Origin of the sequence: Lentzea jiangxiensis, assembly GCF_900104175.1 — a bacterium.
GTDB classification, from domain to species: domain Bacteria; phylum Actinomycetota; class Actinomycetes; order Mycobacteriales; family Pseudonocardiaceae; genus Lentzea; species Lentzea jiangxiensis.
Map to the genome: position 1 here is coordinate 44,802 of NZ_FNIX01000016.1, position 20,163 is coordinate 64,964.

The window sequence follows — 20,163 nt, forward strand, 5'->3', positions numbered from 1 at the left end:
TGGAGTTCCGCATGCGCCGAATCCCTGCACTGCTGGCACTTCTGGTCGCACTGCTCGCACTGGCAACCCCTGCACAGGCCGACACGGGCATCACCGCGACCTTCTCCCGCACCGGCACGAGCGGCAAGTTCGTGGTCGCCAACGCGAGCACGACCGCGCTCACCGGGTGGTCGATCAAGTTCGACCTCCCGGCCGGTGTCACCGCCACCAACCCGCAGAACGCCACGATCACCCAGAACGGCACGAGAGTGACCCTCACTCCGGCCTTCTACATCAACACCATCCCCGCCGGACGCACCACCGAGCCGTACAGCCCGACGTTCACGCTGAGCGCCGCGGCCGACCCGGCGACCTGCACGATCAACACCATGGCCTGCGACGGCAGCGGCACCCCGCCACCCGCGCCGACTGGGCTCACCGCCGAGTACTCCGTGGCCGCGGGCGCGGCGAAGTTCGTCGTGCGCAACCACGGCACCGCCGCCGTCAGCGACTGGTCGCTCTCCTTCACGCTGCCCAACGGCGTGACGGTGAGCAACGGCCAGCACGGCACGATTTCCCAGAACGGCAACCAGGTCACCGTCACCCCGGCCCACTACAACAAGACCGTCAACGCCGGGGCGAGCACCGAGCCGTACAGCCCGTCGTTCTCCATCAGCGCGAACGCCGACCCGGTGACGTGCCGGATCAACAACGCCAACTGCGACGGCAGCGCGGACGCTCCTCCCGGCGTCCCAACGGGTCTCACGTCACCGACGAAGACCACGCGCACGGTGACGTTGCAGTGGAACGCCTCCACGCCCGGTTCGCTGCCCATCGCGGGCTACGACGTCTACCACGGCTCGGCACTCGCCGGGAGCTCCACGACGACGTCCACGATCATCACCGGCCTGGCGCCCAGCACCGCGTACTCGTTCACGGTGCGGGCCAAGGACACCAAGGGAGCCCAGAGCGGCCCGAGCGCCGCGCTGGGCGTCACGACCAACAACCCCGCCGACGACACCACGCCGCCGACCGCGCCGGGCACCCTGCGGGCGACGGCCAAGGACGCGGGCAGCATCACGCTGGCGTGGACCGCGTCGACGGACGACAAGGGCGTGGCGAACTACGACGTCTACGTGGGCTCGGCCGTGAAGCAGACGGTCAGCGGCACCACGGCGGTCGTCAGCGGTCTCGCGCCGTCCACGAGCTACACGTTCACGGTCAAGGCACGCGACGTCTACGACAACGTGTCCGCGGCGAGCAACGCGCTCACCGAACGCACCAACGACATCGTCAGCGGGTACGCCCGTGTCGGGTACTTCGTGCAGTGGGGCATCTACGGACGCCAGTACTTCGTGAAGGACATGGACGCCGCGAAGCTGACGCACGTCAACTACGCGTTCGGCAACATCGACCCGGTCAACCTGACGTGTCTGCAAGGCGTCACGAAGGGCACGAGCCCGAACCCGCAGGATCCGAACCAGGGCGATGGGGCCGGTGACGCCGAGGCCGACTACAGCAGGCCGATGAGCGCGGCGCAGTCCGTCGACGGCGTCGCGGACAGCGGCTGGGAACCGTTGCGCGGCAACTACAACCAGCTCAAGAAGCTCAAGGCGAAGCACCCGGAGCTGAAGGTGCTGATCTCGCTCGGCGGCTGGACCTACTCGAAGTACTTCTCCGACGTCGCGGCCACGGACGCGGCGCGCAAGAAGTTCGTGTCGTCCTGCATCGACGTCTACCTCAAGGGCAACCTGCCCGTGCACAACGGCGCGGGCGGTCCCGGCAGCGCGGCGGGCATCTTCGACGGCTTCGACCTGGACTGGGAGTGGCCCGGCGCCGAGGGCCACGCGGGCAACCACTTCGGCCCGCAGGACAAGGTCAACAACACGCTGCTGGTCGAGGAGTTCCGCCGGCAGATGGACGCGATGAGCGTCACGACCGGCAAGCGCTACCAGCTCACCGCCTTTACCCCGGCCGACCCGGCCAAGATCGAGGCGGGCTGGGAGCTAGGGCGGGTCGCGCGGTCGATGGACATCTTCAACGTCCAGGGCTACGACTTCCACGGCTCGGGCAGCGACAACTCGTGGGAGCCGAACCGCACCGGGCACCAGGGCAACCTCCACCCCGACCCGGACGACCCGTACACGACCAAGTTCAGCGTGGAGTCCACGGTGCAGGCCTACCTCGACGCCGGGGTGCCGTCGCGCAAGATCACGCTCGGGCTCGCGTTCTACGGGCGCGGCTGGCAGAACGTGGCGGGCGGCGGCAAGAACGGCGAGTGGCAGGCCGCGGGAGGCGCCGCGCCCGGCCAGTTCCCCGAGGAGGCGGGCACGCGCGGGTACGCGAACCTCGTCGCGTCCGTCCCGAACTGCACCGTCTTCCACGACGAGGTGGCCGTCGCGACGTCCTGCTACACCGGCGACCAGTGGTGGACCTTCGACGACGCCTGGTCGATCCAGCGCAAGACGGCCTGGCTCAAGTCGAAGAACCTGCTGGGCGCGATGTTCTGGGAGATGTCGGGCGACCGCGGCACGTTGATGGCCGCGGTCGACGCCGGTCTGCGCCAGTAGATCAGTACTCGGACTCGTAGAGGCCCTGCAGCTCCGCCAGCAGGGCCGACGAGTCGGGCAGCTGCTTGCCGTCCAGCACGTTCACGCGCGTGATCTTGCGGACGCTGGACGCGAGGAACAGGCCGTCGGCGTCGTAGAGCTCGCTGGTCTGGATCGGCTCGACGAGCACGGTCCAGCCGGCGCGCTCGGCGGCGCGGAACAACGCGTACTGCGTGGTGCCGGGGAGGATGCCGAACTTCGACGGCGGCGTGACGAGGGTCTTGCCGCGCACGAGGACCACCGTCGAGGTGGGGCCCTCGAGCACCGAGCCGTCCGAGGTCGTGAAGATGACCTCGGCGGCGCCACGGCGCTCGGCCTCGCGGAGCGCGGCCATGTTGATGGCGTAGGACAACGACTTCGCGCCCAGCAGCAGCCACGGCGCGCGGTCGGCGAGGTCGGCGTCGATGCCCCGGTCCAGCGTCACGGCGGACAGGCCCTCGGCGCGCTGCTTGTGCACCTTCGGGCCGATCTCCACGCCGAGCGCGAAGCCGGTGGGCGTGCCGTCGCCGCCCTCGACGCCGCGGGTGTAGACGAGCTTGAGGGCGAACTCCTCGCCACCGGTCCAGTTGCCGATGACGAGCTCGACCGCGCGCTCGAACGCCGCGCGGGGAGGCGGCTGCATGTCGAGCATGGCCGCGGACCGGTCGAGCCGGTCGAGGTGGGGCGTGAGCTCGCGGGGCTTCCCGCCGACCACGAGGATCGTTTCGAACACGCCGTCACCGCGCATGAGTCCGAGGTCCTCGACGCGGATCTGCGGCGAGTCGGGGTCAGCGAGGGTTCCGTCGAGCAGTGCCAGCACGCGCATGCGCCAAGCTTACTGGCAGCGATTAACATGGCCGGCGTGGAGACCGCAAGAGGCCTGCGGAAAACGCTGCACGACCGCGGCATGAGGATGACGCCGCAGCGCCAGCTCGTGCTGGACGCGGTCAAGGCGCTGGAGCACGCCACTCCGGAGCAGATCTGCGCGCGCGTCCAGGAGACGGCGCCGACGGTCAACATCACGACGATCTACCGCACGCTCGACCTGCTCGACCGGCTCGGGCTCGTGCGGCACACGCACCTGGGCCACGGCGCGCCGAGCTACTCGGTCGACGAGCACCGCCACGTGCACCTGGTCTGCCACGTGTGCGGCTCGATCCAAGAGATCCCGTGCGAGCTCCTCGACCCGTTGGTCGGAACATTGCGGGAGCGCGACGGGTTCGAACTGGATGCAAGCCATCTCGCGCTGTCCGGAACGTGCCGCGACTGCCTGACGCAGGAGACCGAGTGACCTTCCCCGGAGCCGTCCCGCCGCCGCCCGACGAGACCATCGACGCCGGTGTCGCCTGGCACTACGGCGACCCGTTCGCCGAGCAGCGGTCGGCCGTCCGGTCCGTCGTCGTGGTCGACCGCTCGAACCGCGGCGTCATCGCGATCCCCGGCGAGGACCGGCTCAAGTGGCTGCACCAGCTGACGAGCCAGCACTTCGAGCAGCTCGGCGAGGACGAGGCCACCGAGGCCCTGGTCCTCGACGCCCAGGGCCGCCTGGAGCACCACATGGTCGTCGCGAACGTGGGCGGCACGGTGTTCCTCGACGTCGAGGAGGCCGACGACCTGCTGGCGTACCTGCGGAAGATGGTCTTCTGGTCGAAGGTCGAGCCGCGCGACGCCACCTCCGAGTTCGCGCTGCTGACGATCACCGGCCCGGACACCCCCGCGCTGCTGGAGAAGCTGGACGTCCCGCTGCCGGCGAGCGCCGCTGCCCTGGGCGAGGGGTTCGTGCGGCGCGTGTCGTGGCCCGGGCAGAACTCCGTCGACCTGCTGGTCCCGCGCGCCGAGCTCGGCGACTGGTGGCAGCGCATCACGGACGCGGGCGCGCGCCCGGCCGGCAGCTTCGCGTTCGAGGCTCTGCGGGTCGAGTCGCTGCGCGCGCGCCAGGGCGTCGACACCGACGAGCGCACGATCCCGCACGAGGTCGGGCTGGTCGATCCGGCCGTGCACCTCACCAAGGGGTGCTACCGCGGCCAGGAGACGGTCGCGAAGGTCCACAACGTGGGACGCCCGCCCCGGCGGATGCTCCTGCTCCACCTGGATGGTTCTGCGGACGCCCAGCCCGTGACCGGTGACCCGGTGGTCCTGGACGGCCGCGTGGTGGGCCGGGTCGGCACCGTGGCACAGCACCACGAGCTGGGCACGGTCGCGTTGGCGCTGGTCAAGCGGTCCGTGCCGATCGAGGCGGAGCTGGTGGCCGGTGCTCCCGAGCGCGAGGTGCAGGCGCGGATCGACCCCGACTCGGTGCCGCCGGACACGCCCGGGCTGGGCCGGGAAGCGGTGCGCAACCTGAGGGGCTGAACCGGCCGGGGCCGCTACAGTCCGGAGCTATGTCCCTGGGCACGCTGATCACTGTCGCTCCCACCGGAGCGGAACACGCGAAAGCCGACGTCCCGCAGCTTCCGGTGACCCTGGAAGAGCTGGTCTCGACCGCACGGAGCTGCGAGCAGGTCGGCGCGGCGATGATCCACGTCCACATCCGCGGCGAGGACACCAAGCCGTCGCTGGACCTCGGTCGCCTCAAGGCCACCGTCGAGGCCCTGCGGTCGGAGACGAACCTCGTCGTGCAGCTGTCGACGGGCGGGTCGGTGCACGACCCCGAGGAGAACCGGCTGCGCGTGCTGGAGGCGGCTCCGGACTCGGCGTCGTGCACGATGGGCACCGTCAACTTCGGCGACGACGTCTTCCTGAACCGCTGGGAGTTCATCGTCTCCCTGCACAAGGGCATGCAGGAACGCGGCATCGTGCCGGAGTACGAGATCTTCGACATCGGCCAGCTCGCGTCGCTCAAGCGGCTGCTGGACCAGCACGGCCTGCCCGCGGGCGGTCACGTGCACGTCGACTTCGTCATGGGGGTCCCCGGTGGCATGCCCGGTGACGCCGCGACCCTCGTCGCCGCGGTGAACGCCCTGCCGGACGGCGCAACGTTCTCCGCCACCGGGATCGGCCGGACCACGCTGCCGGTGATGTTCACCGCATTGGGCGCGGGTGGCCACCTCCGAGTGGGTATGGAAGACACGACCAGCTACTCGCGGGGGGTTCCGGTGCGGGACAACGCACAGCTCGTGGCACGTGCCGCGGGCCTGTCGAAGATCGCTCAGCGGCCTCCCCTGTCGCCCGACGAGGCGCGAAAGCTGCTGGGTGTGCACATTTGAGACAAGTTTGGTGCATGGGATGTGTTGGCGGGTGAGGAGGATCTACCGCAGGATGGACACGTGATCGAGGTGCGTCCTGGCGGGCGCCGCCGAATCGACAGGGTGCTCGCCCCCGACTACGCGGAGGGCGTCGAGCAGCGCCCGCTCGTCGAGGTGCGCGAACTCCGCGACGAGGCCGCGCAGGAAGAGACAGATCTGTCCTACCTGCGGCGGCTGTTGCACGCGCGCATCGACATCGTGCGCGCGGAACAGGAGCGCCGCAGCTCGGGCGGTTCGGCGGTGGTCGAGCAACTGGCCACGATCCTGTCCACGAACGCCGTGGGGCCGGCGACAGGTCTCGGCCGGTACCAGACCCATGAGCCGTCTCGTGCTGATGCGCATCAACGGCACGTTGAGGCGCTCATCTCCGACGTCGACCTCTCCGACGTGAGCTCGCTGTCCGACGAACGCCTCGGCGAGGTGCTGGAGACGTTCATCTCGGAAGAGGCCTCCGTCTCGGTGCGGCGGCGTGAGGTCCAGGTCGTCGTCGACAGGCTCAACGCCGAGATCGCCTCGCGCTACCAGCGCGGGAGCGCGTCGGTGGACGAGCTGCTGGCAGCCGAGCGCGGACACCACCGCCGCAAGAGCTGATTCCCAGATCACGGGACGGTTGTTCCACTTTTTGGACGGCGGACCTAGCGTGCCCCCATGGGGTACCGCTGGGTCGTGCTGTCCGTCGGAGCTTTGGCGCAGGGCACCAACGCGGCCGTCTTCCTCGGACTGCCCGCGATCAGCCCCCAGCTCCAGCAGCACTTCTCGCTGACATTGCCCCAGGTCGGGCTTCTTCTCGGTGCGGTCAACCTCGGCACGATGGTCGCTCTCGTGCCGTGGGGAGTCGTCGCGGACCGACGCGGCGAACGACTCGTGATGACCATCGGCGGCGTGGGAGCCGCCGCCTGCCTGCTCGCCGTGGCGCTGGGCAACGCCTGGATCGCCGGTCTCGCGCTGCTCGGCGCCGGGCTCTTCGGGGCCAGCGTCAACGCGGCCAGCGGGCGGGCGGTGATGTCGTGGTTCAGCCGCGAGTCGCGCGGGCTCGCGATGGGGGTGCGGCAGACCGCGACCCCGCTCGGCGCGGCCCTCACCGCGGCCGTGCTGCCCGGGATCGCGATCTCGGCCGGCGTGCCCACGGCGTTCGTCGTGCTCGCGGGCGCGACGGTGTTCGTGGCGCTGGCCGTGGCACTGCTGGTCCGCGAGCCCCCCGGCGCGGTCCGGGCGACCTCGGAGCACGGGCTGGTGCTCAGGGACCCGCGGCTGCTGCGGCTGTCGCTCGCCAGCGGACTGCTCGTGGTGCCCCAGTTCACGACCACCGCCCTGCTGGTGCCCCTCCTGCACGACCACCGCGGCATGACCGTCACGGCGGCCGCGGCGGTCTTCGCCGTCGCCCAGGTGCTGGGCGGTGCCGGACGGCTCGCGGTCGGGGTGTGGTCGGACCGGGCGCGCAGCCGGATCGGGCCGCTGAAGATCGTCGCGGTGCTCACCGCAGGCGGGTTCGTGCTGGTCGCGGCGCTGGACCAGGCGCCCTTGCCGCTGCTGGTCGCCGTCCTCGTCCCGACCTCGGTGCTCGCGCTGTGCTGGAACGGCCTCGCGGTCACCGAGGCGGGCGAGCTCGCCCCGGAGGGCCGCGGCGCCACCGGGATCGCCCTGCAGAACTCGGCCAACTACCTCAGCGCCGCGCTGACGCCGTTCGTCGCGAGCTTCGTCGCGGTGTCCGCCGGTTGGCCGGCGGCGATGCTGCTGGCCGCGGCCTGCGCGGTGGCCGCGCGGGTGCTGCTTCAGCCGTGGCGTTCCCTGCGGGCCAGCTCGCCCCAGAACTCGCGCAGCGTCTCGTAGCGCAGCGCGACCTCCTCGGCGTCATCGGCTTCGAGGGCGTCCACGATGGCGTTCACGTCCGCCGCCGAGGTGTCCTCCAGCAGGTCCTTGTCCTCCAGCAGCTGCACGAGGCCGCCGTAGTCGAGCTCGACGGCCGAGTGCGGGTGGAAGTGCTCGAGCCAGCGGCCGGTGTCGGCGAGGACCGTCGCGGGCCCCTCGTCGCCCAGGGAGCTCTTCACGATCTTGAGCGCCCTCGCCACCCTGCGCCGCGCGTCCGCCATCGCCACGCGCCACGACACCTGCCGTTCCGGGTCGTCCTGGGCGCTCGCCAGCACCACGCGGCGCTGGGCGGGGTCGACGAGGGCGAACCACGGCAGCGGCACCGTCCACGTCGTGGAGATGACGTGGACCGCTCCCCCGGAGAGCTCGGCCATCACGGCCGCCGCGCGCGCTCGGACCGTTTCCGGCGAAAGTCCGAGGGCGGCGTCCTGGAGGATCGGCGGAGAAGAGGCCAGGAAGCCCACGAGAGCGGCGGCGGAGCGCGCCCTGAGGTCGAGGGGGCAGACGAGAGGCCCCGGGCCGACCCTGGCGGCCTCGGAGGTCGGAACCTCGGCCGGACTGATCGTCATCACGTCGAACGACTCGCCCGGGAGGAGCTTTCGCCCCAACTGTGATCGCAACCACAGCTCCCGTTCCCGGTCCCCGGCCTCCGAGCGGGGGACAGGGCCCTTTTCCAGGGCTTTTTCGACCTTGACCGCTAGCGGTGCGCCCAAGACCGATAACGGTTCGTACACCCGGAGGTAGGCGACGAACGGTCTGGGCACCTGTGCATCCTTCCACTCGGGGGCACCCGCGGGATTTGGCGGTACGTGTCACCCCTACCGCGTCGCGAGGAACCCCATCGGCACGGTACGGTAGTTACCAGGAACTAGTTGTCGAGACGAGTGGGGCCGCCGTTCCCCCGGCCGCCCCCGTCCCTGTGCGAGGGGGTCGAGCCATGGGGCGCGGCCGAGCGAAGGCCAAGCAGACGAAGGTCGCCAGGGAGCTCAAGTACAGCTCTCATGAGACCGACTTCGCTGCTCTTCAGCGCGAGCTGTCCGGTGACGAAAGGTCACCGAACGGGAGCGGCGGTGGCGATGAGCCACGCGACGACCCGTACGACGATTACGACGACTACCGTCGCTGAATTCAGCCTTCGGAGTTCAAGGGTTGGGCCACCGGTCTTCCGGGGCTCAACCCTTGAACTCTGAGGGCTGTCTCAGAACGCCCTGGCGTACTGCTTCGGCGCCCTGACCTCCACACCCAACTGCTGTGCCGCGTGCAGCGGCCAGTACGGGTCGCGGAGCAGTTCGCGTGCGAGCAGGACCAGGTCGGCGGAGCCGTCCGTCACGATCTTTTCGGCCTGAGCCGCCTCGGTGATCAGGCCGACCGCACCCGTGGGCACGTCTGCCTTGCGTCGCACAGCTTCGGCGAGCGGCACCTGGTAGCCGGGCCCGATCGGGATGTCCGCCTGCGCGGTGTTGCCGCCGCTGGACACGTCGATCAGGTCCGCACCCGCGGTCTTGAGCGCCTGTGCCAGCACGACGCTGTCGTCGACCGTCCAGCCGTCGTCGACCCAGTCGGTCCCGCTGATCCGCACGATCACGGGCACGTCCGGGCCGACCGCCGCGCGCACGGCCGCGGTGACCTCGACGGGCAGGGCGATGCGTTCTTCGATGCTGCCCTCGTTCGTGAGCGGCGAGTAGAACTCGTGCAGCAGGTAGCCGTGGGCCGCGTGCACCTCGAGGACCTCGAAGCCCGCCTCGACCGCCCGCAGCGCGCCGTCGACGAACGCCTTGACGATCTCCGTGGTGTTGGTGAGCTTCTCCGGCTGGTTGCCGCCGGGGAACGGCTCGGTCGTGGGCGCGACCGGCACCCAGTCACCGATCGCCTTGCGCCCGGCGTGCGCGAGCTGGATCGCGGGCACCGAGCCGTGCTCCTTGATGAACTTCGTGATCGGCTTCCAGGCCCGCACCTGCTCGTCGTTCCAGATGCCGGTGTCCTGCGGCGAGATCCGTCCGCGCGGCTCGACGGCCGTGGCCTCGGCCATCACCAGGCCGGCGCCGCCGACCGCGCGAGAGCCCAGGTGGACGAGGTGCCAGTCGGTCGGCACGCCGTCTTCCTCGTCGACCGAGTACTGGCACATGGGGCTGACCGCGATGCGGTTGGGCAGTGTGACCGAGCGCAGGGTCAGGGGGGAGAACAACAGGCTCACGGGAGCTCCTCGAACGTTCGTATACCTAACTGGTTGTTCAAGGGACTTCGCCGGGCCGTTGTTCCCCGCCGCCGGGTTGTCTCAGTCACTGAACAGCGACGCGGAGACACGGGCCGGCGTGAAGTCGGGTGGCCAGAGCGTCCCGCGGTTGACGCGAGCCCCGGTCAGGACGGCCTTGTCGAGGTTCACGGCGCGCATGTCGGCGCCGCGCAGGTCCGCGTCGGTGAGATCGGCGGCACGCAGGTCCGCGCCTTCGAGGCAGGCGACCCGCAGGGAGGCCCTGCGCAGCGAGGCCCCGCGCAGATCGGCGTCGCGGAGGTCCGTGGCGGAAAGGACGGAGTCGTCGAGGCGCGTTCCGGTCAGCCGGGCGCCGGCGAGGTTGGCGTGGCGGATCACCGCACCGCCGAGCTCCCGCTTCCCCAGGTCAGCGCCCCGCAGGTCGACCTGGGACAGGTCCAGCGCCGCACCGGGCAGCCCGGTGAGGATCGCCAGGGCCGTCGCGACGTCCGGCGCCGGTACCTCGCCGGTGAGCCGCGCCGGGTGCTCCGCGTCGGTCCAGGGAGAGCGTTCGCGCAGGAAGTCCCCGAGGGTCACGTCGACGAGCAACCGGCTCCTCGCGGAGTCCTTCGCGATCTGCTCCAGTTCGCGGAGCCCTCCCGCCCGGACCTCGGCCCGGTCGCTGCCGAGACGCTCGACGGCCTGGCGGTACCGGTCGATGATCTGGCCGTCCCTGGCCTGGCGCCAGGCCAGCACGCTCCCCCCGACGACCAGCAGACCGCCGATGAGCAGCGGTGACGTCGATCTCGGCGTGGTCGGCACCATCAGGGCGACACCGAGCACGACCAGGGCGACCGCCCCGAGCCTGACCATCCGCTTGCTCACGGAGGGTCATCCTCGCGACCACCCCCTCCCGGCGGTATCCGCTGTTGGAGTTCAGCTCAGATAGCGGACCTGTTTGGCCTTGCCCTCGAGCACCTCGTCGCGGGCGGCCGCGATGGCCGGCCGGTGCGACACCTCCGGCACCCCGACCTCCCACCAGGCCCCCGCCTCGGTCCACGACGACGGGTGCGTGCGGATCACGACCACGGCCGGCCGCTTCTCGCCGACCGCCACCTCGCGCGCCTTGCGGTAGGCGCCTTCGAGCTCGGCGAGGGAGTCCACCGCGAACACCGCGCAGCCCATCGCCGCGGCGTGGGCGGCGAAGTCCGTGCGCGGCGGCTCGGCGTGCGCGGACGTGCAGTCGGGGTAGAGGTTGTTGAAGCCGGAGCCGCCCTGGCCGGTCTGCAGGCGGTGGATCACGGCGTAGCCGTCGTTGTCGCAGACCACCGCGACGAAGCCGTGGCCCGCGAAGGCCGCGGAGAAGAGCTCGGAGTTCAGCATCAGGTACGAGCCGTCGCCGAGCAGGGTCGTGACGACGCCCCGGGTGTGGACGATCGCCGCTCCCCAGGCCCCGGCCAGTTCGTAGCCCATGCAGGAGAAGCCGTACTCGACGTCCATCGTGGACTCGCCGGTGGCGCGCCAGCCACCGATCAGCTCGCCCGGGAGACCGCCGGACGCCGTCATCACGTAGTCGGTGGGGGTGCTGACGTCGTTCACGACGCCCACCACCTGCGCGTAGGTCGGAAGGCCCTCGCCCGGTGTGCGCAGCGAGGTGATGTGCTCGTCCCACTTCGCGCGTTCCGCCGACGCCCTGGCGGCCCAGGAGGCCGGGGCCTGCCACGAGGCCAGCACGTCGGTCAGTTCGCGCAGTCCCTCGTCGGCGTCGGCGACCAGGGCGGACGAACCGTGCTTCACGGCGTCGAAGCGGGCGGCGTTCAGCGAGACCATCCGCGCGTCCGGCGCGAAGACCGTCCAGGACGCCGTGGTGAAGTCCTGCAGCCGGGTGCCCACGGCGATCACCAGGTCCGCCTCGCCCGCGAGGACGTTGGCCGAGGTGGAGCCGGTGATGCCGAGCGGGCCGGCGTGCAGCGGGTGGTCGTGCGGGACGAGGGTGCGACCGGCCGTCGTTTCGACGACCGGGATCCTGTGCTGCTCGGCGAAGCGGAGAGCCCGGCCCGCCGCGCCCGAGTAGCGGACGCCGCCGCCCAGGACGAGCAACGGGCGGGAGGCGGCCCGGATCGCGGTTGCGGCCTCGGCCAGGGCGACCAGGTCCGGGCGCGGCCGCAGCGGGCGGTGGACCACTGGGGCGAACAGGGCGTCCGGGAAGTCGTAGGACTCCGCCTGGACGTCCTGCGGGAGGGCGAGGGTGACCGGGCCGCAGTCGGCCGGGTCGGTCAGGACCCGTGCCACCTGCGGCAACGTCGACATCAGCTGCTCGGGGCGGGTGATGCGGTCGAAGTAGCGGCTGACCGCGCGGAACGCGTCGTTGACGGTCGCGGTCGGGTCGTGGAAGTGCTCGACCTGCTGCAGCACGGGGTCCGGGGCGCGGCCGGTGAAGGTGTCGCCCGGCAGCAGGAGGAGGGGCAGGCGGTTGGCGTGGGCGACGCCGGCGGCGGTGACCATGTTCAGGGCGCCGGGACCGATCGACGACGTGGCGACGCCGACCTGGCGGCGGTGCGTGGCCTTGCCGACGCCGACCGCGGCCAGCGCCATGCCCTGCTCGTTCTGGCCGCGCCACACCGGGATGCGGTCGCGGACCTCCTCCAGGGCGGTGCCGAGGCCGAGGACGTTGCCGTGGCCGAAGATCGCGAACACGCCCGGGAACAGCGGTGCCGCGGTGCCGTCCTGCAGTTCGGTCCGCTGCGCCAGCATCCAGCGGACCAGCGCCTGCGCGGTCGTGAGCTTCACTTGACGCGCCCCTCTGCTGTCGTGACCGGGCAACGCGGGTCCTGCTCCTGCGCCGCCCAGCTGTCGCGGACCCACGTGTGGGCCGGGTCGTCGCAGAACGCCATCGAGCGCTCGGGACCCGGACCGGCGAGGACGTTCAGGTAGTACATGGGGTAGCCCGGCGCCGCGACGCACGGACCGTGGTAGCCGCGAGGGATCAGGAACACGTCGCCGTCCCGCACGGTCACGTCCTCGTCGATCGTGCCGTCGCCGGTGTACGTGCGGTGGAAGCCGAACCCCGTCCGGGACGGCGTGACCTGGTCCCGGTCGGCGATGCGGAAGTAGTAGACCTCCTCGTTCTCCACCTCGCACGGCTCCGAGGAGTCGTGCTTGTGCGGCGGGTACGAGGACCAGTTGCCGTCCGGGGTGATCAGCTCGCACGCGGTGAGCTTGTCCGCGTGGTCCCAGACGCCCGGCACACCGAAGTTCGTGACCTGGCGGGTCGCGTTGCCGGAGCCGCGCACCTCCACCGGGACGTCCTGCGCCGGACCGTACTTCGGTGTCAGCCTGTTCTCGCAGCGCGCCATCGGCAGGGCGACCTCGCAGCCCTGTTCCGAGACGAGGACGACGGTCGCGTCCCGCGGGACGTAGGCGAAGTCGGTCACGCGGGTGAAGACCGAGTCGCGGCCCCGCAGCTCGAACCGCTCGGAGCCCACCTCGACCGACAGCGACCCGGCCAGCGGCAGCACGAACGCCTCGAACTCACCGGTCTCGACCGTGCGCGACCCGCCGGCCTCGATCCGCAGCACGCGCAGGCCGGTGTAGGCCCAGCCCGCGTCCCGCGGCGTCAGCGAGACGACGTCGGACGGGGTCGAAAGAGTCCCGTGTGGACGGTGCAGGGTCATTCCTGCACCCCCTTCGCGGCGCGCAGGACCTGGGCGGCGGCGGCAACTGCGGCGGCGACGTCGCCGTCCGGCGGGTAGAGCAGCGCACGGCCGACGACCAGGCCGCGCACGGTCGGGTGCTGCAGCGACCGGCCCCACGACGCCAGGTCGTCCGCGGGGTCCGCCGACGGCACGCCGCCCAGCACCAGCGCGGGCAGCGCCGTGGTGTCCAGCACGACCTCGGGTTCCTGCGGCGCGGGCAGCTTCAGCCAGGTGTAGGCGGAGGTGGAGCCGAGACCGGCGGCCACGGCGGAGGCACGCGAGAGAGCCGCGGAGTCCTTCTCCAGCACGAGCTTGCCGTGGTCGTCACGCCGGTACGGCAACGGTTCGACCATCGCCATCAGGCCGTGCTCGGCCAGTTCGGTGACCGCCCGCGCGCAGCCTTCCAGCGTCGGGATCGTGCCGGGGTCCGAGTCGACCAGGCGCAGCAGCATCTTGCCGCCGTCGAGCCCGAACGTCGCGATGGACGACGCGTCGTACGCGGTGAACCTGTCGTCGATCTCCCAGTCCGCGCCGGCGAGACCGCCGCGGTTCATCGAGCCGATGATCACGCGCTCGTTCAGGCCGTCCAGCAGCAGCAGGTCCTCGATCACGTCCGGCGTGCCGAGCACACCGTCCACGTCGGGGTTCGCCAGCGCCGTCAGCAGGCGGGACAGCAGCGACCGGCGGTCGGCCATCGCCAGCGGGTCGCCGCCGACGCCCAGGGCCCCGCGCGCCGGGTGGTCCGCCGCGACCAGGAACAGCGTGGACTTGCCGTTCAGCAACGAGTGGCGCCGCTTGCGCGACTGGTAGGCGCGTCTGATCGAACCGGGGTCCTCCGCCCGCCGCCACAACAGTTCGCGCCACTGGCCGTCGGTGATCACAGGAGTTCCTCGATCTCTTCCAGATCTGGCATGGCGTCGGCGCAGGCGAGGCGGGAGGCCACGATCGCGCCGGCCGCGCCTGCGTAGCGGGCGATCTTCACCGGGTCCCAGCCGGACAGCAGGCCGTGCACGAGCGACCCGCCGAACGCGTCACCGGCGCCGAGTCCGCAGACGACCTCGACGGGGTTCGGTTCGACGGTCCACCGGCCGTCGGGGGTGGCCACGAGGACGCCGTCGGCGCCCTTCTTGACCAGTGCCAGCGAGATCCCGCGCTCCAGCAGCCGGTCGGCGGCGAGGTCCGGATCGGACGTGCCGACCGCGATCTCGCACTCGGCGCGGTTGCCCACGGCGACCGTCACGTGGTCGAGCATCCAGCCGATCTCGGCCCGCGCGGTCTCCGCGTCCGGCCAGAACATAGGGCGGTGGTCGAGGTCCAGCACGGTGTGGCCGTTCTTCGCACGGCTCGCCAGCATCATCCGCTGCGACGACCGGGAGGGCTCGGCGGAGACGCCCGTGCCCGTCACCCACAACAGCGGGACGTCGCGCACCAGCGACCACGGCACGTCGTCCTCGCCGATGGTGAGGTCCGGCGCGGTCGGCAGGCGGTAGAACAGCAACGGCGGGTCCGCGGGCGGGTTCAGCTCGCAGAACACCACCGGCGTCAGCAGGTCCGGTGAGGTGCCGACGTGCTCCGACGAGACGCCGAAGCCCTCCAGCGCCTCGCGGACGTAGGTGCCGAAGCCGTCCGGGCCGACCTTCGTCAGCACCCCGGCCCGGCGGCCGAGGCGCGCGGCGGCGACCGCGACGTTGGTCGCGGTGCCGCCGAGCGACTTGGCGAAGGTGCTGACCCGCGCCAGCGGCACGCCGGACTGCTCCGGGTAGAGGTCGACGCCGACCCGGCCGACGGTCAGCACTTCCAGCGACGTCACGCCTGCACACCTCGCAGCTCGTGCTCCAGCGCCTCGAGCTCGGCACCGCCGGCCATCTGCTTCGTCAGCTCGCCGATGCCGATCTCGGACTTCTCGTAGCTGCCCAGCGCGCGGCCCCGCTTGAGCAGCAGGAAGCGGTCGGCGACCGGGTAGGCGTGGTGCGGGTTGTGGGTGATCAGCACGACGCCGAGGCCGCGATCACGCGCCTGGGCCACGTACTTCAGCACCACACCGGCCTGCTTCACGCCGAGAGCGGCGGTCGGTTCGTCGAGGATCAGCACCTTGGCGCCGAAGTGCACGGCGCGGGCGATGGCGACGCACTGCCGTTCGCCGCCGGACAGGGTGCCGACGGGCTGCTCGACGTCGCGGAGGTCGATGCCCATGTCGGACAACGCCTTCCTGGTGATCTCGCGCCCCTTCCGCCGGTCCAGGAAACCGAACTTCGTCGTCGGTTCCGAGCCCAGGAAGAAGTTGCGCCACACCGACATCAGCGGCACGACCGCGAGGTCCTGGTACACGGTCGCGATGCCGTGGTCGAGCGCGTCGCGGGGTGAGGAGAAGCGGATCTCCTCGCCCTCGACCCTGAACGAGCCCCGGTCGTGCTGGTGCACCCCGGCCAGGACCTTGATCAGGGTCGACTTGCCGGCGCCGTTGTCGCCGAGCACGCAGGTGACCTCGCCGGCGTTGACCACGGTGGACACGTCGCTCAGGGCGATGACGCTGCCGTAGGTCTTGCCGATGTTCTCGACCTCGATGAGTGGCGTCATCGCCGGACCCTTTCCGCTCGGCGGCGCAGCACGTTGTTCACCAGCACGGCGGCCAGCAGCATCACGCCGAGGAACAGCTGGAACCAGTCGCTGTTCCAGCCGGCGTAGACAATGCCCTGCCGGGCCATGCCGAAGATCAGCGCGCCGATCGCCGCGCCCACCGCGGAGCCGAAGCCGCCGGTGAGCAGGCAGCCGCCGATGACCGCCGCGATGATGTACTTGAACTCCTCGCCGATGCCCTGGTTCGCCTGCACGCTCGCGTACCGCAGGATGTTGATCGAGCCGACCAGCCACGCGGCGAACGCCGTCGTCATGAACAGCAGGATCTTGGACCGCACCACCGGCACACCGACTGACCGCGCGTTCTGCGCCGCACCGCCGACCGCGAAGATCCAGTTGCCGAACCTCGTGCGCAGCAGCACGACCGACGCCACGACGGTGAACAGGACCCACCAGATGATCGACACGAAGAAGCTGGTGCCGCCGATCTGGAACGTCGAGGCGAACAGGAACCCGGCCGACTCGTAGCCCGCCGTCTCCCGCATGCCCGACACCTGCACGCTGCCCGTCACCAGGCGCGTGACGCCGAGGTTGAGACCCTGCAGGGCGAGGAAGCTGCCCAGCGTCACGATGAAGCTCGGCAGGCCCGTGCGCATCACGAGCCAGCCGTTGAGCGCGCCCACCGCCAACGCGAAGGCGAGCGACACCAGCAGCGACAGCCAGACGTTCAGTCCGAGCCGGGTGGCGAGGAGAGCCGTGACGAGCGCCGTGGAGGCGGTCATGACACCGGCGGACAGGTCGAACTCGCCGCCGATCATCAGCAGTGCCACCGCGACCGCCATGATCCCGAGCATGGAGGCGTCGTCCAGCCAGGTGGCCGCGCCGCCCACGCTCAGGAACTGCTCGGTGACCACGGAGAAGAACAGGAACACGAGCAGTGCGCCGAGCATCGCGCCGATCTCGGGGCGCTTGACCAGCTGGTCCAGCGCCCTGGGCTTGCCCAGCCGTTCGTCGGCAGCCGGTGGAGCTGTGGCTGTCACGGTCATCTCCCCGCCTCCTCCTTACCTCTTGCCGTTCTTGGCGTACTCCGCGACCTTGTCCACGTTGGTCTTGTCGACGAAGCCGGGTCCGGTGAGGACGGGCTTGCCACCACCGAGCGTGTTGGCGTTGTCCTTGAAGAGCTTGAGCATCACGACCGGCAGGTAGCCCTGCTGGTACTGCTGCTGGTCGACGGCGAAGAGCACCTCGCCCGCCTTGATCGCGCTGACCACGTCGGCGTTGAGGTCGAACGTCGCGACCTGCGCCTTGGAGCTCGCGCCCTTGATGGCGGACGCCGCGTTCACGGCGACCTGCGGGTTGAGCGCCAGCACGCCGTCGACGGACGCGTCGGACTGCAGCTTGGCCCTGATGCGGGCCTCGATGTCGGTCGGGTTGGAGATGTCGACCTGGAGGTTCTCCACCGCGCCGCCGAAGCCGGAGCGGGCACCGTCGCAGCGCTGGTTGAGGCCCGAGTTGCCGGCCTCGTGGATCACGCAGAGCAGCTTGGTCTTGCCGGCGGCCTTGAGCTTCTCGCCGGCTTCCTCACCGGCGATCGTCTCCTCCTGGCCGACGTGCGCCATGGCGCCGAACTCCGCGCTCTTCGCGCTGCCGGAGTTGATCGTGATGACCGGGATGCCGGCCTTCACCGCGTTCTCGACGGACGTCTTGAGCGCGTCCGGGTTCGCCATCGACACCACGATGCCGCCGACCTTCTGCGACACGGCGTTGTCGATCAGCTTGGCCTGGGCGCCGGGGTCGCCGTCGGAGTTGTACGTGACGCCGACGCCGAGCTGCTTGCCCGCGTCCTCGGCACCGACCTTCACGACGCTCCAGAACGCGTCACCCGCGGTGCCGTGCGTGATGACGGACACCTTCAGGTCACCCGAGGCCTGCGAGCTGTTGTTGCCGCCGGTGTTCTGCGTGTTGGTGCCGGTCGGACCGCTGCACGCGGTGAGTAGAGCAACACCCGCGAGCGCCACGCCCGCGCGGATGACCAAGCGAGACTTCATCGTCTCCAGTCCCTTCAGAGGATCTTGCTGAGGTGCGCAAGGCTGCGCGCGGTGTCCTGGAGTGGCTTGTCCACCGGACTTCCGTGCTGGAGCCGGGTGTCCTGCTCGAGCACGAACCAACCGGTGTAGCCCGCCTCTTGAACGGACCGCACCAGTGCTACCACGTCCACGTCGCCGTCCCCGAGCGGCACGTAGATGCCCCGTTCCACGGCATCGGTGTAACTGAGCTCGCCGCCGCGCACCTTCGCCGCGATCTCGCCACGCACGTCCTTGAGGTGCACGTGGCCGACGCGGTCCGGGTAGCGGCGCGCCAGCTCGACCGGGTCCGTGCCACCGATGAGCAGGTGGCCGGTGTCCAGGCAGAGCTGGAGATCGGAGTCCGCGAGGAACCGCTCGACCTCCGCCTCCCGCTCGACGTGGGTGCCCACGTGCGGGTGCAGCACGGTGCGCAGACCGTGCTCCGCGGCGATCTCGCGGATCTTCGCGCAGGTGTCGACGAGGGTCTTCCACTCGTCGTCGGTGAGCTTCGGCGTCTCGTCGTAGCCGTCCAGACCGGTCGCGGCGGCGAGGACGAGGACCTCGCCGCCACCGGCCCGCAGGATCGCGGCCACGCGAGCGGCTTCGTCCAGGGTGGACCGGACGTCGGTGTGCAGGGTGACGGCGAGGAAGCCGCCGACCAGCGCCAGCTCGTGCCCGCTCAGCAACGCCTTCAAGGCTTCGGGGTCCGCGGGCAGGTAGTCGGGCGGGCCGAGCTCCGTGGCGGTGAGGCCCAGGGAGCGCATCTCGCCCAGCACCGTCTCGGACGGGAGCACGTCGCCCCAGCCCGGTACCTCGCACACGCCCCAGGAGATCGGTGCCCCAGCGATCTTCGCCATGCCTAGTTCCCCTCGATCCTCACCGGTGCGCCGCTGCGGCGCGACTGCTCACAAGCTTCTGCCAGGCGAAGGCTGATCAAACTCTCTCGCGCCGGGGACGGATTCGCGACCTCGCCCCTGATGACCTGCGTGAACAGGTTCATCTCGTTGACGTACGCGCGGTGGAAGCGCTCCGGGAAGCCGGGGTAGGCGTCCGCGCCGGCCACGTGACCACCGGGTTCGAGCGAGTTCAGCGGGGTGCGCGGGTCGACGCCCGCGACGAGCGAGTCCCTGCTGCCCATGACCTCGATGCGGTGGTCGTAGCCGACCGGGTCGTGCCGCCCGCCGGCCAGCGTGGCGTGCGCGCCGCCCGCGAACTTCAGCAGCACGACGGCGTTGTCGACGTCGTCGGCGTCCGCGAACGCCTGGTGCACCAGGACCGAGCCGCTCGCGTAGACCTCGACGACCGGCTCGCCGACCAGCCACGGCACGCAGTCGAGGTCGTGGATCAGCAGGTCGCGGAAGATGCCGCCCGAGGCCGGGAGGTAGGAGAAGTCGGGCGGGTTGGCGTCGTTGCCGATGGCCCTGACCAGGTAGACGTCCCCGACCTCGCCCGCGCGGATGCGGCGGTGCAGCTCGTGGATCGCCGGGTCGAAGCGGCGCTGGAAGCCCACCAGCACCTCGACACCGGACTTCTCGACGTCCTCGACCAGAGCCGTCATCTCGGCGACGTCGCTCGCGATCGGCTTCTCGCACAGCGTGGGAACGCCCCTGGCGACGGCCGCGCGCAGCATCTCGGGGTGGGTGTTCGTCGGGGTGGCCAGCAGGACGCCGTCGACGTCGCCCAGCAGCGCGTCCAGGTCGTCGACCGCCTTGGTCCCGGCGAGCTCCGCCGACGCCTGCGCTGCGCGACCGGGCACCGGGTCGAAGAGGAGCACCTCGTCGACCCCGTCCAGTGCGGCGAGGTTGGTCGCGTGCATGGTGCCGATCCTGCCGACACCCGCTACTCCGATCCGCATCGCAGGTTTCCCCTGTTCATGAGCCCGATGTGTTAGAGCGCTCTATTGGTTGGAGCGCTCTAATGCTGTAGCTTGCGTCACACGGGTGTCAAGGGTGC

Annotated in this window: 20 protein-coding genes; 7 read left to right on the top strand and 13 right to left on the bottom strand. The window is 70.8% G+C overall.

The window, feature by feature from the left end:
• Nucleotides 1-11 precede the first annotated feature (11 nt).
• The gene (locus BLQ91_RS30295; RefSeq protein WP_090102326.1) at nt 12-2,549 is read left to right on the top strand and encodes a glycosyl hydrolase family 18 protein; all 2,538 of its coding nucleotides are present in this window, start codon (nt 12-14) and stop codon (nt 2,547-2,549) included.
• Between the two features lies 1 nt (nt 2,550).
• Here BLQ91_RS30295 and BLQ91_RS30300 read toward each other — a convergent pair whose 3' ends face one another.
• The gene (locus BLQ91_RS30300; protein WP_090102328.1) at nt 2,551-3,393 is read right to left on the bottom strand and encodes an aminodeoxychorismate lyase; all 843 of its coding nucleotides are present in this window, start codon (nt 3,391-3,393) and stop codon (nt 2,551-2,553) included.
• 27 nt (nt 3,394-3,420) lie between these two features.
• On the opposite strand from BLQ91_RS30300, the gene BLQ91_RS30305 reads away from it, so the two are divergent.
• The 5 genes from BLQ91_RS30305 to BLQ91_RS30325 are packed head-to-tail and all read left to right on the top strand — an operon-like array spanning nt 3,421 to nt 7,642.
• Nucleotides 3,421-3,858: a Fur family transcriptional regulator gene (locus tag BLQ91_RS30305; RefSeq protein WP_176960030.1), complete on the top strand. Its 438-nt coding sequence runs from the start codon at nt 3,421-3,423 to the stop codon at nt 3,856-3,858.
• Nucleotides 3,834-4,919: a CAF17-like 4Fe-4S cluster assembly/insertion protein YgfZ gene (gene ygfZ / locus BLQ91_RS30310; RefSeq protein ID WP_090102557.1), complete on the top strand. Its 1,086-nt coding sequence runs from the start codon at nt 3,834-3,836 to the stop codon at nt 4,917-4,919. The genes BLQ91_RS30305 and ygfZ overlap by 25 nt, the downstream gene beginning before the upstream one ends.
• A 29-nt stretch (nt 4,920-4,948) precedes the next feature.
• The gene (locus tag BLQ91_RS30315) at nt 4,949-5,773 is read left to right on the top strand and encodes a beta-keto acid cleavage family enzyme (protein WP_090102330.1); all 825 of its coding nucleotides are present in this window, start codon (nt 4,949-4,951) and stop codon (nt 5,771-5,773) included.
• A 60-nt stretch (nt 5,774-5,833) separates the two neighbouring features.
• A complete protein-coding gene (locus BLQ91_RS30320) occupies nt 5,834-6,403 on the top strand; it encodes an RsiG family protein (RefSeq protein WP_090102332.1) in 570 nt (189 codons plus the stop codon).
• A gap of 57 nt (nt 6,404-6,460) precedes the next feature.
• Complete coding sequence (locus tag BLQ91_RS30325; RefSeq protein WP_090102334.1) at nt 6,461-7,642, top strand: MFS transporter; 1,182 nt, start codon at nt 6,461-6,463, stop codon at nt 7,640-7,642.
• Here BLQ91_RS30325 and BLQ91_RS30330 read toward each other — a convergent pair.
• Nucleotides 7,585-8,445, bottom strand: coding sequence for a DUF8083 family protein (locus BLQ91_RS30330; protein ID WP_090102337.1), 861 nt, complete (start codon nt 8,443-8,445; stop codon nt 7,585-7,587). The two genes, BLQ91_RS30325 and BLQ91_RS30330, sit on opposite strands and share 58 nt — an antisense overlap.
• A gap of 173 nt (nt 8,446-8,618) precedes the next feature.
• Here BLQ91_RS30330 and BLQ91_RS30335 point away from each other — a divergent pair, with 173 nt between their 5' ends.
• Nucleotides 8,619-8,807 (top strand): DUF3073 domain-containing protein, encoded by a 189-nt coding sequence (locus tag BLQ91_RS30335; protein WP_090102339.1) that lies wholly within the window; start codon nt 8,619-8,621, stop codon nt 8,805-8,807.
• Between the two features lie 72 nt (nt 8,808-8,879).
• Here the strand turns inward: BLQ91_RS30335 and BLQ91_RS30340 are convergent, their stop codons facing one another.
• The 11 genes from BLQ91_RS30340 to BLQ91_RS30390 all read right to left on the bottom strand — a co-directional run bounded on the left by BLQ91_RS30340 (nt 8,880) and on the right by BLQ91_RS30390 (nt 20,065).
• Nucleotides 8,880-9,875: an NADH:flavin oxidoreductase/NADH oxidase gene (locus tag BLQ91_RS30340; protein WP_090102341.1), complete on the bottom strand. Its 996-nt coding sequence runs from the start codon at nt 9,873-9,875 to the stop codon at nt 8,880-8,882.
• Nucleotides 9,876-9,956: 81 nt separating this feature from the next.
• Nucleotides 9,957-10,757 carry a pentapeptide repeat-containing protein gene (locus tag BLQ91_RS30345; RefSeq protein ID WP_143022888.1) on the bottom strand — a complete coding sequence of 267 codons (801 nt, stop codon included), beginning with the start codon at nt 10,755-10,757 and terminating at the stop codon, nt 9,957-9,959.
• A gap of 51 nt (nt 10,758-10,808) precedes the next feature.
• Complete coding sequence (gene iolD, locus BLQ91_RS30350) at nt 10,809-12,662, bottom strand: 3D-(3,5/4)-trihydroxycyclohexane-1,2-dione acylhydrolase (decyclizing) (protein ID WP_090102344.1); 1,854 nt, start codon at nt 12,660-12,662, stop codon at nt 10,809-10,811.
• Nucleotides 12,659-13,546: a 5-deoxy-glucuronate isomerase gene (gene iolB / locus BLQ91_RS30355; RefSeq protein ID WP_090102346.1), complete on the bottom strand. Its 888-nt coding sequence runs from the start codon at nt 13,544-13,546 to the stop codon at nt 12,659-12,661. Before iolB ends, iolD begins: the two co-directional genes overlap by 4 nt.
• Nucleotides 13,543-14,448, bottom strand: a complete 906-nt coding sequence (locus tag BLQ91_RS30360) for a Cgl0159 family (beta/alpha)8-fold protein (protein ID WP_090102348.1) — start codon at nt 14,446-14,448, stop codon at nt 13,543-13,545. The genes iolB and BLQ91_RS30360 overlap by 4 nt, the downstream gene beginning before the upstream one ends.
• On the bottom strand, nt 14,445-15,377 hold the full coding sequence (gene iolC, locus BLQ91_RS30365; RefSeq protein WP_090102350.1) for a 5-dehydro-2-deoxygluconokinase: 933 nt from the start codon (nt 15,375-15,377) through the stop codon (nt 14,445-14,447). The genes BLQ91_RS30360 and iolC overlap by 4 nt, the downstream gene beginning before the upstream one ends.
• Entirely contained in the window at nt 15,374-16,144 is a 771-nt protein-coding gene (locus tag BLQ91_RS30370) for an ATP-binding cassette domain-containing protein (protein WP_090102352.1), read from the bottom strand. The genes iolC and BLQ91_RS30370 overlap by 4 nt, the downstream gene beginning before the upstream one ends.
• Nucleotides 16,141-17,190 carry an ABC transporter permease gene (locus BLQ91_RS30375; RefSeq protein ID WP_090102354.1) on the bottom strand — a complete coding sequence of 350 codons (1,050 nt, stop codon included), beginning with the start codon at nt 17,188-17,190 and terminating at the stop codon, nt 16,141-16,143. Before BLQ91_RS30375 ends, BLQ91_RS30370 begins: the two co-directional genes overlap by 4 nt.
• A gap of 15 nt (nt 17,191-17,205) precedes the next feature.
• Nucleotides 17,206-18,192: a sugar ABC transporter substrate-binding protein gene (locus tag BLQ91_RS30380; RefSeq protein ID WP_090102356.1), complete on the bottom strand. Its 987-nt coding sequence runs from the start codon at nt 18,190-18,192 to the stop codon at nt 17,206-17,208.
• 14 nt (nt 18,193-18,206) lie between these two features.
• On the bottom strand, nt 18,207-19,067 hold the full coding sequence (locus BLQ91_RS30385; protein ID WP_090102358.1) for a TIM barrel protein: 861 nt from the start codon (nt 19,065-19,067) through the stop codon (nt 18,207-18,209).
• A gap of 2 nt (nt 19,068-19,069) precedes the next feature.
• The gene (locus BLQ91_RS30390; RefSeq protein WP_090102360.1) at nt 19,070-20,065 is read right to left on the bottom strand and encodes a Gfo/Idh/MocA family protein; all 996 of its coding nucleotides are present in this window, start codon (nt 20,063-20,065) and stop codon (nt 19,070-19,072) included.
• Nucleotides 20,066-20,163 lie beyond the last annotated feature (98 nt).